Origin of the sequence: Cryptosporangium minutisporangium, from assembly GCF_039536245.1 — a bacterium.
GTDB classification, from domain to species: Bacteria; Actinomycetota; Actinomycetes; order Mycobacteriales; family Cryptosporangiaceae; genus Cryptosporangium; species Cryptosporangium minutisporangium.
In genome coordinates this window covers 74,305-87,471 of sequence record NZ_BAAAYN010000044.1, presented here as the reverse complement: position 1 = coordinate 87,471, position 13,167 = coordinate 74,305, and the positions used below count along the sequence as shown (strand labels likewise).

Genomic DNA, 13,167 nt, shown 5'->3' with positions numbered 1-13,167 from the left:
GCCTCAGCGTTGTTCTGGGCGAGCCGCATCAATCCCGTTCTCGGCGGCCCAGCGGAAGAGCTCGGCTTCGGCGTCTTCGCGGCTGAGCTGACCACGGTCGAGGCGCACCTCCTTGAGGTGCTTCCACGCCTTCCCCACGATCGGGCCGGGCGGGACGCCGAGCAGCTCCATGATCGCGTTGCCGTCCAGGTCCGGACGGATCCGCGCGAGATCCTCCTCGGCCTGCAGCCGGGCGATCCGCTCCTCCAGCGTGTCGTAGGAGCGGGCCAGTGCGGCCGCCCGCCGCTTGTTCCGGGTCGTGCAGTCCGACCGGACCAGGCGGTGCAGGCGAGGGAGCAGGTCGCCGGCGTCGGTGACGTACCGCCGCACGGCCGAGTCGGTCCACTCGCCGCGTCCGTAGCCGTGGAATCGCAGGTGCAGGAAGACCAGGGTCGCGACCTGCTCGGTGACGTCCTTCGGGTACCGGAGCGCCTTCATCCGGCGGCGAGTCATCTTGGCACCCACCACCTCGTGGTGGTGGAAGCTGACTCCGCCGCCAGCCTGGATCTCCCGGGTCGCGGGCTTGCCGATGTCGTGCAGGAGCGCGGCCATCCGCAGCACGAAGTCCGGCCCGTCCGTCTCCAGGTCGATCGCCTGCCGCAGCACGGTCAGCGTGTGCTCGTAGACGTCCTTGTGCTGGGCGTGCTCGTCGATCTCCATCCGCATGTTCGGCAGCTCGGGCAGCACGTGCGTGGCCAACCCGGTATCGACGAGCAGCCGGAGCCCGGTGACCGGGTCGGCGCCGCAGATCAGCTTGGTGAGCTCGTCCCGGACCCGCTCGGCCGTGATCCGGGTGATCTGGTCGGCCATCTCGGTCATCGCGGCGACCACCTCGGGCGCCACCTCGAACTGCAACTGCGACGCGAACCGTGCCGCGCGCAGCATCCGCAGCGGATCGTCGGCGAACGAGTCCTGCGGCGTGCCGGGCGTCCGCAGTGTGCGGGAAGCCAGGTCTTCCAGACCGCCGTGCAGGTCGACGAACCGGTGGCCGGGCAGGCCGACCGCCATCGCGTTGACCGCGAAGTCACGCCGCACCAAGTCGTCGGCGAGCGTGTCGCCGTACTGGACCACCGGGTTGCGGCTCTGCCGGTCGTAGGCCTCGGCGCGGTAGGTGGTGATCTCCAGGCGGAGGCCGCGGCGGGCTGCCCCGACCGTGCCGAACTCGATCCCGGTCGTCCAGGTTGCCTCCGCCCAGCCCTTGAGGAGGTCCAGCACCTGCTGGGGGCGGGCGTCGGTGCAGAAGTCGAGGTCGTCCCCGAGTCGGCCGAGCAGGGCGTCCCGCACCGAGCCACCGACGAGGTACAGCTCGTGGCCGGCGGCTTGGAATCGGCGACCCAGGTCGTCGGCGACCGGGGAGACCCGGAGCAACTCGGCGACGGCGCTCTGCTGCGCGGCGGTCAGGGAAGTAGGTGCGATAGGAGACACAGTAAGACCAGTATCGGAGGCGACGGTTGGGGGATCGGTGGCCGCCCGCTCGTCTCCCGAGGATCCGGCAGTGGGTCGGTGGGCCACGGAGGTGAACCCTATCCACTGGTCGGTTGCGTTGGCGCACCCGTTTCCGGCGTCGATGGCCGCCTCTATCACACCCGCTCACCGAGTGTTGCACCGGCGCCAGGAGCAACAAACCGGTCCCTGGACGGCCTCACGGCGTTTACCCGACGCGGGCGCTATCGTCAGTTTCATGGCCCGCCGAAGCTCCCCGCGTCGGCCCGGGGGTCCCGGGCGGCTGCGACGGGTCGAAGAAGTCTCCGCAGGCGGGCTCGTCGTCCAGGGCGACGGCAGGCACCTCGAGGGTGCGCTGATCGGAAAGCTCGACCGTCGGGGTCGCCTGCTCTGGTCGCTGCCGAAGGGCCACGTCGAGGCCGGCGAGACGCTCGAGCAGACGGCAGCCCGCGAGGTGGCCGAGGAGACCGGCATCGTCGGCGACGTGCTGGCGGCACTCGGTACGGTCGACTACTGGTTCGTGTTCGAGGGCCGTCGCATTCACAAGACCGTGCATCACTTCCTCCTGGATGCGGTGGCCGGAGTGCTTTCCGACGCCGACGTGGAGGTGACCGAGGTGGCCTGGGTCCCGCTCAGCGAGATCCCCGACCGGCTGGCCTACCCGGACGAGCGGAAGCTCATCGCGCGGGTACCCGACCTGCTCGAGCACCCCGCGTGACCCGGCCCGAGCCGCCCGACTTCGAACACGGGCGCCCGCGCCCCCATCCCTCCGGGCCCCGGCCCGAGCAGCCTGACTTCGATCTGCGGCGTTCGCGCTCCGATCGCTTCGATCAGGACGCCACCGTGGTGATGCCGACCGACGACCCGACCGCGATGCTGCCTCCGGTCGGCGCTCCGGTCCTGGGGACGCCGACCGGCGGACCGAGCGTCCCGTCCTTCGACGACACCGGCTCGATCCCGTTCCCCGGCGGCCCCACGACGTCTCCGACGAACCTCCCGCCGCCCCGCGGCGTGGCGCGCGTCGGCGGGACGAATGGCCCCAGCGGTGTTCCCGGTGCCGACGCTGGTCCCGGCGGCCCGGCCGGACCCGGCGGGCCGCCGCCTCCCCCCGCGTCGAACGGGGACGACGGCGCACCGAGCGTCGCTCGCTCCAGCGGCGTCATGGCGATGTTCAGCCTGCTCTCACGGGCGACCGGCTTCATCCGCACCGCGGCGATCGGTGCCGCGATCGGCGGCGGCCTGGTCGGCAACGCGTACCAGGTCGCGAACACGCTGCCGAACATGCTGTACGAGCTCCTGCTCGGCGGCATCCTCACCAGCGTCGTCGTTCCGCTGCTCGTCGCCGCCAAGAAACGGGACGCCGACGGCGGCGAGGCGTTCACGCACCGGCTGCTGACCGCCGCGACCCTGCTACTGGCCGCGGCGACAGCGCTCGCGCTGCTCTCCGCGCCGTTGCTGACTGCGTTCTTCGCCGACGAGGAGACGACGTCCGCCAGCCGGCAGCTCACGACGACGCTGGCCTACCTTCTTCTCCCCGAGATCTTCTTCTACGGGCTGTCCGCGCTGCTGGGCGCGGTTCTCAACACCCGTAACGAGTTCGCGGCCCCGGCCTGGGCGCCGATCCTCAACAACATCACGGTGATCGTCACTGCCGCGGTGTTCCTGTTGCTGCCCGGTCCGGCGACGCTCACCCCGTCGACGATCACCGGCGCCCAGGTGGCCGTGCTCGGCATCGGCACGACCCTCGGCATCGTCCTGCAGGCCTTCGCGCTCTGGCCGTCGCTCCGCAAGGTCGGCTTCCGCTGGAAGTGGCGGTTCGATCTGCGCGGATCGGGCCTCGGGGAGGCCAGGCGGCTCGGGGCCTGGATGTTCGTCTACGTCGGCGTCAGCCAGCTGGGCCTGATCCCGGTGATCAAGATCGCCAACTGGGCCGGTAACCGCGGCGGCCCGGGACCGATCATCCACAACAACGCTTTCCTGCTCTTCATGATGGTGCACGGCATCGTCGCGGTGAGCATCCTGACCGCCCTGCTGCCCCGGATGAGCGCGGCGGCCGCCGACCGGGACTTCGGCGAGGTGACCCGGAACCTCTCGCTCGGTGCCCGGCTCTCCTCGGTGGTCCTGGTGCCGGCGACCGCGGCGTACCTGGTGCTCGGTATCCCGCTGGCGGTGACCGCGTTCCGCTGGGGCAACTTCACCCAGGACGAGGCGATCAGCACCGGCTACGCGACGATGGCCGCAGGGATCGGCCTGGTGCCGTTCGCGATCAGCCAGATGCAGATCTTCGCGTTCTACGCGCTGCGCGACACGAAGACGCCGGCCCTGCTGAACATCCCGGTCGTCGTCGCGAAGCTGCTGTTCGACCTGGGCGTATTCCTCTGGGTGCCGACCGAGTGGATCGTCGTCGGACTGCAGTGCGGCAACACGGTCTCGTACATCGTCGCCGTACTGATCTCCGGGCGCCTGCTCAAGCGACGCCTGGGCGGGCTCGACACGCTCTCGGTGACCCGGACGATCACTCGACTGGGCGTAGCCGCGGTGGTGGCCGGTCTGCTCAGCTGGGCGGTCGCCTACGGCATTCAGAGCGTGCTGGGCATCGGTAAGGCCGGCGCGTTCGTCTCGCTCGTCGTCGGCGGCCTGGTGCTGGTCGGTGTCTACGCCGTGGTGGCACTCCGCTTGCGCGTCCCCGAGGTCGTCGAGTTCGCGAACACCGTCAAGCGCCGCCTACCCGGCCGCTGACCGCCCCGCATCCCACGGATTTCGGGAAGACCACCTCATACGAGCCCCGCGCAGGCGGTTTTTCGGGAAGACCACGTCGCCCGGCCCTCGCACGGGCTCCGCAGCGGCGATCTTCCCGAAAATGCGCTCGACGGCCAATCACGCAGGGTTATCCACATCCGCCGAGGAATAACGTGAGAAAGGCCACGCCGCAGGTACGGTCGATCCACGGTCACTCCACACCCCGAAAGCGCGACTACGCCAAGTGAGGTTGTCGGCTGTTCGTCCAGTTCAATTTCCCAACCCGCAACACCCTGAACATCTGGATGTGACCGACTCACGACGCGCCGAGGAACCCACCCGGTCGTGCGTGAAAACGGTGTGAAGTGGTAAAAACTTCTCACTTTGACTGTGATGCACGTCGCAAAGCACTGGCAACTCCCACGGAGCGCAGGTTCAGTTCTTCGCGGCAACTGTCGCGGCAGCCACGCCGCGCACACCGCAGGATTCGCCACGCCGAGCCCTGTCCACGACATCCGCGGTGTCCCTCCGAGTAGCCAACCAATTGGACAGGGGCGGGGGACCCACAGGTACGTGGGGTCGCCGGAGATCAGATCCGGCGCGATCCCTTGGGGTGAAGCCGCGCAGCGCGCGGCCGGGCACTAAACCTTCCCGCCCGAACCCGACAGCTCACCTCGTAGGCGTGCATGGAAGGACTCTCCTTGCATACGGTGCATTCCCCTCGGTGTGCCCTGCCCGCGAACCAGTACGAACGTACTGAGACAACGTCTCAAAACGGTTCGTACGCGAGCAAAAACACCGGCGGTGCTCGCCACCGCGCAACCTCAACTCCGAAGCACCGCGCTGTCACCCGACGCGCGACGCTGCGGACCACCGCACTGGCCGGCGTCCTCGCAGGGTCGCTCGGCGCCGGACTGATCGGTGTCGCCGCTCCGGCAGCAGCCGCTGTTCCCGCAGCTGCCAAGCTCTCCGGCGCCACCTCGGTCACCACCGGATCGAAGGCCACGCTGCACGCGATCGGTTCGGTGAACGGCAAGCCCGCCGCCTACAAGTCGTTCTCCCTGCAGTACCAGTCCAGCAAGGGCTGGCGGACGGTGAGCACGAAGAAGGCGCGGCCCTCCGGTCAGTTGGAGTGGCGCGTCACGATCGGCGGGACCTCCAACTGGCGCGTCGTGCTCTACGTGAACGGCACGCAGAAGACGCTCTCGCCCAACCACCACATCCGTGCCAAGTCCAACGGGTCAGCGGTCGTCAGGGCCGCCTCCCGGCAGGCAGGCAAGCCGTACCGCTTCGGTGCGGCCGGTCCGAACTCGTTCGACTGCTCGGGCCTCACGCAGTACGTCTACCGTCAGTTCGGCAAGAGCCTGCCGCACAGCGCGACGCAGCAGGCGCGCTACGGCCGGGGGGTCAGCAAGTCGGCCAAGCAGCCCGGCGACCTGATCCTGTTCGGCGGCGGTGGCCGCTACTCGCACGCCGGCATCTACGCCGGCGGGAACTACATGTGGGACGCGTCGACCGCCGGGCAGCCGGTGGCGAAGCGGAAGATCTGGAGCAACCGGTACGTCGTCCGCCGTCTCGTCTGAGTCGGATGACACGCTGAATCTCGGATCGACTACGAGGGACGGTTGGGTGCGCCGCACCTGACCGTCCCTCGTCGGTTCCCCACAACTACTTCTTCGGACGCCGGGCAGCCGCACAAAACCTTCGTGAACTGCTGCGACACCCGGTTGGCGAACGCCAGGCACAGGTGCGCCGAACGTGCGCCGCCGCGATACCTTGACGCCCGAGACCACTAGCTCCCTATGAGAGCTGTTCATCCAGTGGCGTCCGACGCGCCGGAACAGGCAGGATGGACCTGTCCCCAGTAGCCGCCGCACGGCCTACCCTGAGGACGGAGCGGTCGATACTGCGGGAGGGCGGGTTGTGACACAGGTCGGCGCGCCCGTTCAGGGTGAAGTGCTGGCGGGCCGGTATCGGCTGGAAGAAGCGCTGTACGCCGATGCGGCGTCCGGTCACGCGCTCTGGCGAGGCACCGACAATCTGCTCAACCGCACGGTCTCGATCGAGCTGCGGGTCCCCGGCGGGGAAGCAGCCGAGCAGATGATCGCCGAGGCGGTCGCCGCGGGCCGCATCGTCCACCCGTCCGTGATCGGGGTCTACGACGCCGTCGACGAAGGGCCGCGCGCCTACGTCGTCCGGGAGTGGGTCAACGGACAGACTCTCTACGACACGCTGGCCCAGGGTCCGCTGCACCCGGCGCGAGCCGCCGCGCTCGTCCGGAACACCGCCGACGCGCTCGCCGGTATCCACGCCACCGGTCACGCCCACGGCAACCTCACGCCGTCGACGGTCCTGATCGGCAACGACGACGGGGTGACGCTCGTCGATCTGCACCTGGGCGGGCCCGGCCAGCAGCCGGCCGACATCCGGGCGCTCGGTGGCCTGCTCTACGCGGGCCTGACCGGTCAGTGGCCCGACGTCCTGCCGCCCCACCGCACCGGTCTGCCGGACGCCACCCGGGTCGACGGGCGGATGTGCTCCCCGCGGCAGGTCAGGGCCGGGATACCCGGCTACCTCGACGCGCTGACCATGGACCTGCTCGACCCCGCGGTTCCGCCGCCCACGGCCGCGGATCTCGCGAGCGAACTGCGCCGCTACGACGTCGCCGACCCGGCGCTGAGCGCGCTGGCCGTACTCGCGCCGGAACCGGCCACCAGCGGCCCGCGGTGGACGCGGATCGGCGTGCTGGTCGTCGGCGTGCTGGTCGTCCTCGGCGTGGTCATCGGCGTCGCAGCGCTGGGCCTGCCCGACTTCGGCGGCGGCGGCGACGCCGGCCCGTCGTCCGGCCCGTCCTCGTCTGCCCCCGCCCAGCAGGCCGGTCCGGTGAAGGTCGTCCGCGCGACGTTGCTCGACCCGCCGAACGGCGACTTCGCCGAGGACCGAAACGTCGACAACGCGATCGACGGCAAAGCGGACACGATCTGGAAGACCGACCAATACAACGGGACGCAGTTCGCCCAGCTCAAGCCCGGTCTGGGTCTCGTTCTCGACCTGGGTGGCGCCCAGCAGGTCTCCAGCGTCACGATCGCGTTCGATCACCCGGGGGCGACGTTCGAGCTGCGGGCCGGCACCGACCAGCCTTCCTCCCAGCCGCGGGACATCAACCCGTACAAGGTGGTCAGCCCGTCGCAGACCGCGTCGTCCGACGCCACCACGGTGACCTTCGACAAGCCGGTGAACACGCCGTTCCTCGTGCTCTGGCTGACCGACACCGGGACGAACTCGAGCGGCAAGTACCAGGTCGCGATCTCGGAGATCAGCGTCAAGGGCTGAGTCCTCCCGGCGCCAGGTGGCGGGAAGCATCTACTCTCTCGGTCCATGCGACCGCCGCTCGGCCAGCTCGACGACCGTGGCCTTCTGCGTGCGCACGTAGCTGGTGAGGCGGATGCGTTCGCCGAGCTGGTGCGCAGGCACCGCGACCGCCTGTGGGCCGTCGCGGTGCGGACGATCGGCAACTCCGAGGACGCCGCCGACGCACTGCAGGACGCGCTGCTCTCCGCGTATCGCTCGGCCGGGTCCTACCGAGGCGATGCCGCGGTGACGACCTGGCTGCACCGAATCGTCGTCAACGCGTGCCTCGACCGGGTCCGCCGCCGACAAGCGCGTCCCACCGTGCCGCTCCCCGACGACGACGGGCGAGCACCGGCCGCACCGACCGATCTGATCGCCGCCCGCGAGACCGCGCTCGACGTCCGTGCAGCGCTCGCCGAGCTGCCGGTGGAGCAGCGGGCTGCGCTGATCCTGGTGGACGTGCAGGGTCATCCCGTGGCCGACGCGGCCGAGATGCTCGGTGTGGCGGTGGGCACGGTGAAGAGCAGGTGCGCACGGGGAAGGGCCCGGTTGGCCGTGATGCTCGGGCATCTGCGGAACCCCGACGCGGACCAGGACGTCGAAGCCACAGAAGGAGGTGCCCGGTGAAACCGTCTGATCTGGATCAGCTCGCGGATTACGCGGAGGGCCTCCTCGACGGCACCCCGGACGCCGACGCGATCGCGGCACGAATCGCGACCGACCAGGAATGGGCCGACGCGTACCGCCAGCTCGCCGCGGTCCTCCCGGGTATCAGCGCTGACCTCGGTGCGCTGCCGGAGATCCCGATGCCCGCCGACGTCGCCGCCGCGCTCGACCGGACCCTCGCCGAGCAGCCACCGCTGGCAGCGACCCGTCCGTCCGACGGCGACGACAACGGCGCCGCGCAGCCCTGGGTGGCTCCGCAGCCCACCGACGACCTCGACCGCCTCCGTAGCGAACGGGCCGCCCGTAAATCTCGTACCGCACGGGCCGGCGGCTGGGCGGTGGCCGCCGCGGCCGCGGCGGTCGTCGCGATCGCCGGGGTAGGCGTGTTCCAATCGTTCGACCTGCAGGGCAGTGACGACTCGGCGGAGACGTCGGCCGTCGGCAACTCCACGCCGAAAGTCATGAGCGGGCCGGGGGTGCCGAGCATTCACGTCTCGGGGACGTCGTACTCGTCCGCTGAACTCGGAACCCAGAGCCGTGCCCTGCTGGAGAACCGCGACGAATCCGCGCCGCGGCAAGAGGCCAGCTCCTCTGCCGACCGACCAGCTGCGGGCACGCCCAAGGCGGCGGTGCCGGCCGCGCTCCGGCGCCTGCTCGGCCCGGCCGACCTCCAGAACTGCCTCACCGCTCTGGGCCTGGGCGCGCCGGTGGTAGCCGTCGACTACGCGACGCTGGACGGCGCACCCGCGATCATCGTGGTCGCGGACAACCCCGGTTCCGACCGGCTCACCATCGTCGCCGCTGGCCCGGACTGCGGCGCCCAAGGCTTCGGGGACGAGCGCACACGCACCACGGTCAGCCGCTGAGCGTGACGTCCGGCACCCGCCCCCGGGCGGGAATGTCGGCACCTACCATGGCGTTTGCGTGACTGTCCCGTGAGAAAGCCTCGCCGGCGGTGGGCCACCCACCCGGACCGGGCGAACCTGGAGGAAAGACGTGGCTAGCGAAGACATCCGGAACGTGATCATCATCGGGTCCGGTCCGGCGGGCTACACCGCTGCCGTCTACACCGCTCGGGCGTCGCTCAAGCCGCTGGTGTTCGAGGGCGTGCAGTCCGGCGGTGCGCTCATGACCACCACCGAGGTGGAGAACTTCCCCGGTTTCCCCGGTGGCATCGATGGTCCGGACCTGATGGACAACATGCGCAAGCAGGCCGAGACGTTCGGCGCCGAGCTGGTCACCGACGACGTCACCGAGGTCGACCTCTCCGGGCCGGTCAAGATCGTCAAGGTCGGGCAGAAAGAGTACAAGGCGCGCGCGGTCATCCTCGCCACCGGATCGGCCTGGCGTCCGCTGGGCATCCCGGGCGAGCAGGAGCTGCTGGGACACGGCGTCTCGTCCTGCGCGACCTGTGACGGCTTCTTCTTCCGGAACAAGAAGATCGCGGTCATCGGCGGTGGCGACTCCGCGATGGAGGAGGCCACGTTCCTCACCCGCTTCGGCGACACCGTGACGATCGTCCACCGCCGGGACGAGTTCCGCGCGTCGCAGATCATGGTGGACCGGGCGAAGTCCAACGAGAAGATCGACTTCCGGCTCAACAACGTCCCGGTCGAGATCCTCGGCAAGGACGGCAAGGTGGCCGGCGTCCGATTGAAGGACACCGTCACCGGCGAGGAGTCGGTGCTCGACGCCGAAGGCGTCTTCATCGCGATCGGGCACGACCCGCGGAGCGGGTTGTTCAAGGGCCAGGTCGAGGTGGACCCCGAGGGTTACGTCCGGGTCGACGCGCCGAGTAGCCGCACCAACGTGCCAGGGGTGTTCGCCTGTGGTGACCTCGTCGACCACACCTACCGGCAGGCCATCACCGCGGCCGGCACCGGCTGTGTCGCCGCGCTCGACGCCGAGCGTTACGTCGCCGCGCTGACCGAGTAAGTCGCCCCCACCCCCTAACATCCCTTTTGCAGTAAACAGCCCGGTTCGCCGGGCTGGACCGCCCCTGAAGAAGGAGAAACCATGGGCGCCAACACCAAGGCCGTCACCGACGCCAGCTGGACCAGCGACGTCCTGCAGAACGACAAGCCGGTCGTCGTCGACTTCTGGGCCGAGTGGTGCGGGCCGTGCCGCAAGGTCTCGCCCGTGCTCGACGAGATCGCTGCGGAGATGGGCGACAAGATCCAGGTCGTCAAGCTCAACATCGACGAGAACCCGAACACCGCGCGCGACTACGGTGTGATGTCGATTCCGACGATCACGGTCTTCAAGGGCGGCGAGCAGGTGAACACCATCATCGGCGCTCAGCCGAAGGGTCAGATCGTGAAGATGATCGAGAGCGCGCTGTAAGTTACCCGCGCCGCTGAACACTCGACGGAGCTCCGGGCCACTGTGCCCGGAGCTCCGTTCGATGTTTTCGCCCTCTTCGTAACGGCGATCATGTTCGTCAGGCGCGCTCGGCGTGCGCCGGTGTGACTGGCGCATTCGCTCGGCGGGCTCGGTTCATGAGACCGTTTCGCTGAGAGGGTCGAGCCTCGATCAAGAGGCACATACCCGACACGCGACGCGCCCGGGCACGCTACGGTGCGCTGTCGTGGCCGCGACGCGTTACGGTCGATGATCGCGGCCTCAACGCCGGTCCGGAGGCTCTCCGGCCGGTTCCCCTTTCGGTTCCCCCGACCGAAGGGTCGCGGATGGAAGGAGCGAGCTGACCCCATGCAGTTCATCAAGCGTGGCACCACCGGACCGGCAGCCGCCGAGGTCAAGTCGACGCTGGTGACCCTGGGGTTGATCGCTGATACCACCGCTCCTGAATCCGCCGAAGACGTCCTCTTCGATGCGGTCTGCGAACTCGCGCTACGCGAGTTCCAGCAGGCTCGCGGGCTGGTCGTCGACGGTGTCGTCGGCCCGGAGACCTGGCGCTCGCTGGTTGCGGCCCGCTGGCGTCTCGGTGACCGTGTGCTGCACCGATCGGTCAGTGAACCCATGCTCGGCGACGACGTCCGCGAACTGCAGGAGCGGCTGCTCGAGATGGGTTACGACGTAGGCCGGGCGGACGGAATCTTCGGTCAGCGCACCGAAACCGCGCTCCGGGGCTTCCAGCGAGAGGTCGGTCTGGCCGCCGACGGCACGGTCGGGCCGCTGACCATGCGGGCGTTGCGTCAGCTCGGTCGGAAGGTCGTCGGGGGACGGCCGCAACTACTCCGCGAGTCGGCGATGCTCTACCACGCGGGGCCGGCGCTGTCCGGCAAGCGGGTCGTGATCGACCCGGGTCACGGCGGCTCCGACACCGGGGTCATCGCCCAGGACGGTCTGCTGACCTGGACTGAGTCACACCTCGCCTATGACCTCGCGAGCCGCCTCGAAGGCCGGTTCTCCGCGATCGGTGTCCGCGCCGACCTCACCCGCGGTCGCGACCACGAGCGCTCCGCGGCCGAGCGCGCAGCGCTGGCCAACACGATCGGCGCCGACCTGCTGATCAGCCTGCACATCGACAGCAACCCCAACCCGCTGGCGAACGGCGTGGCCACCTATCACTTCGGCACCGGATCGGGCGTCAGCTCGACGGTGGGCGAGCGGCTAGCCAGCCTGGTGCAGCGGGAGATCGTCGCGCGTACCGGGATGCTCGACTGCCACACCCACGCGAAGACCTGGGAGATGCTGCGGCTGACCCGCATGCCTGCGGTCCAGGTCGAGCTCGGCTACTTGAGCTCGCCGATCGACCGCCCGCGGCTGATCGATCCCGCGTTCCGCGACACCGTGGCCGAGGGGATCCTGATCGCGGTGCAGCGGGTGTTCCTGCCGACCGAGGCGGACGTGAAGACCGGGTCGCTGGACCTGTCCGCGCTCCAGGCGATGCAGTTCAGCTAACCGTTCAGCTGGCCGCAGGCGTCAGCTGAAGCAGAAGCTCAGCTGACGCCGGAGCGGTGGGCGGGCCCGAGCGCGAGGGACGGGCTCATCGAGCCGAGCAACTTCTCCAGCGCGTACTCGACGTCGGACTTCCACGACAGCGCCGTCCGTAGATCCAGACGGAGCCGGGGCCACCGCGGGTGCGGCCGGACGGTCTTGAAACCGACGGCGAGCAGATAGTCGGCCGGGACCAGGCACTGCGGCTGGTCCCACCGCGCGTCCGCGAACGCCTCGATCGCCTTCACACCGCGTTTCGTGAGGTCTTTGGCCACGCCCTGCACGAGCATGCGTCCCAGGCCGCCTCCGACGAACTGAGGCACGATGTACGCGGTCATTAGCAACGCCGCGTCGGAGCTGACCGGGCTGGTCGGGAAGGCCACCGAGCGAGGCACGTACGCCGGCGGCGCGAACAGCACGTATCCCGCGGGCACCCCGTCGACGTAGACCAACTTGCCGCAGGAGCCCCACTCCAGCAGCGTCGAGGAGATCCAGGCTTCCTTCTCCAGCGCGGGGTCACCGCACTCGATCGCGCGATCCTGACTCACCGGGTCCAGTTCCCAGAAGACGCAGGAGCGGCACCGGGTCGGAAGATCTTCCAGGGTGTCGAGAGTGAGGCTGACCAGTCGACGGGACATCAGCGAATCGACCTTCGCTGAGACACGGGTCGACTCCGTCGCTGAGACACGGGTCGACTCCGTCGCTGAGACACGGGTCGACTCCGTCGCTGAGACACGGGTCGACTCCGTCGACGCGGCCCGACCGACACCCGGCCTCCCTCGCACCTCACAGAAACACCCGAAGATGCCCCTCGGCACCGACGCCGGTGCTCCACTGGTTACCACCGCACTGCGCAGCCCTGCGTTGGGCAGCAATGCATCGGACAGGCCCGGAACCGGCCGCCCGGCATTGGCAACCCCGGCCGAACCCGATCCGGCGCAAAGCAAGGGGCTGCTGATTTCCACCCGAATGACCATGGTAAGGGCGCGCTCGGTGGCGCGAAAGGGTTCGACTCGCCGGTCGCTATCC

The 13,167-nt window shown here is 69.4% G+C and carries 10 protein-coding genes, 1 pseudogene and 1 riboswitch; of the genes and pseudogenes, 9 read left to right on the top strand and 2 right to left on the bottom strand.

Annotated elements, in window-relative coordinates; genetic code table 11:
- Positions 1–3: 3 nt before the first annotated feature.
- The gene (locus tag ABEB28_RS30700; RefSeq protein ID WP_345731733.1) at positions 4–1,464 is read right to left on the bottom strand and encodes a CCA tRNA nucleotidyltransferase; all 1,461 of its coding nucleotides are present in this window, start codon (positions 1,462–1,464) and stop codon (positions 4–6) included.
- A gap of 262 nt (positions 1,465–1,726) precedes the next feature.
- Between ABEB28_RS30700 and ABEB28_RS30695 the strand changes: the two are divergent.
- The 9 genes and pseudogenes from ABEB28_RS30695 to ABEB28_RS30655 form a co-directional block, all read left to right on the top strand.
- Positions 1,727–2,188: pseudogene (locus ABEB28_RS30695) on the top strand (NUDIX hydrolase); the annotation flags it as partial.
- Between the two features lie 143 nt (positions 2,189–2,331).
- Entirely contained in the window at positions 2,332–4,221 is a 1,890-nt protein-coding gene (gene murJ / locus ABEB28_RS30690; RefSeq protein ID WP_345732040.1) for a murein biosynthesis integral membrane protein MurJ, read from the top strand.
- A gap of 524 nt (positions 4,222–4,745) precedes the next feature.
- Positions 4,746–4,919: riboswitch (cyclic di-AMP (ydaO/yuaA leader) on the top strand.
- 12 nt (positions 4,920–4,931) lie between these two features.
- Positions 4,932–5,804 (top strand): C40 family peptidase, encoded by an 873-nt coding sequence (locus ABEB28_RS30685; RefSeq protein ID WP_345731731.1) that lies wholly within the window; start codon positions 4,932–4,934, stop codon positions 5,802–5,804.
- Positions 5,805–6,144: 340 nt separating this feature from the next.
- Positions 6,145–7,554, top strand: a complete 1,410-nt coding sequence (locus ABEB28_RS30680; protein WP_345731730.1) for a protein kinase family protein — start codon at positions 6,145–6,147, stop codon at positions 7,552–7,554.
- Positions 7,555–7,599: 45 nt separating this feature from the next.
- Positions 7,600–8,199, top strand: a complete 600-nt coding sequence (gene sigM, locus ABEB28_RS30675; protein ID WP_345731729.1) for an RNA polymerase sigma factor SigM — start codon at positions 7,600–7,602, stop codon at positions 8,197–8,199.
- Positions 8,196–9,104: a hypothetical protein gene (locus ABEB28_RS30670; protein WP_345731728.1), complete on the top strand. Its 909-nt coding sequence runs from the start codon at positions 8,196–8,198 to the stop codon at positions 9,102–9,104. The genes sigM and ABEB28_RS30670 overlap by 4 nt, the downstream gene beginning before the upstream one ends.
- A gap of 130 nt (positions 9,105–9,234) precedes the next feature.
- Positions 9,235–10,173, top strand: coding sequence for a thioredoxin-disulfide reductase (trxB, locus tag ABEB28_RS30665; RefSeq protein WP_345731727.1), 939 nt, complete (start codon positions 9,235–9,237; stop codon positions 10,171–10,173).
- Positions 10,174–10,254: 81 nt separating this feature from the next.
- Complete coding sequence (trxA, locus tag ABEB28_RS30660) at positions 10,255–10,581, top strand: thioredoxin (RefSeq protein WP_345731726.1); 327 nt, start codon at positions 10,255–10,257, stop codon at positions 10,579–10,581.
- Positions 10,582–10,947: 366 nt separating this feature from the next.
- Complete coding sequence (locus ABEB28_RS30655) at positions 10,948–12,102, top strand: N-acetylmuramoyl-L-alanine amidase (protein WP_345731725.1); 1,155 nt, start codon at positions 10,948–10,950, stop codon at positions 12,100–12,102.
- Between the two features lie 38 nt (positions 12,103–12,140).
- Here ABEB28_RS30655 and ABEB28_RS30650 read toward each other — a convergent pair whose 3' ends face one another.
- A complete protein-coding gene (locus ABEB28_RS30650) occupies positions 12,141–12,776 on the bottom strand; it encodes a GNAT family N-acetyltransferase (RefSeq protein ID WP_345731724.1) in 636 nt (211 codons plus the stop codon).
- Positions 12,777–13,167 lie beyond the last annotated feature (391 nt).

Excerpts from the sequence above, each read along its gene's own strand:
- murJ (WP_345732040.1), top strand. The coding sequence starts at position 2,332 with ATGCCGACCGACGACCCGACCGCGATGCTGCCTCCGGTCGGCGCTCCG.
- sigM (WP_345731729.1), top strand. The coding sequence starts at position 7,600 with ATGCGACCGCCGCTCGGCCAGCTCGACGACCGTGGCCTTCTGCGTGCG.
- trxA (WP_345731726.1), top strand. The coding sequence starts at position 10,255 with ATGGGCGCCAACACCAAGGCCGTCACCGACGCCAGCTGGACCAGCGAC.
- ABEB28_RS30655 (WP_345731725.1), top strand. The coding sequence starts at position 10,948 with ATGCAGTTCATCAAGCGTGGCACCACCGGACCGGCAGCCGCCGAGGTC.
- ABEB28_RS30650 (WP_345731724.1), bottom strand. The coding sequence starts at position 12,776 with ATGTCCCGTCGACTGGTCAGCCTCACTCTCGACACCCTGGAAGATCTT.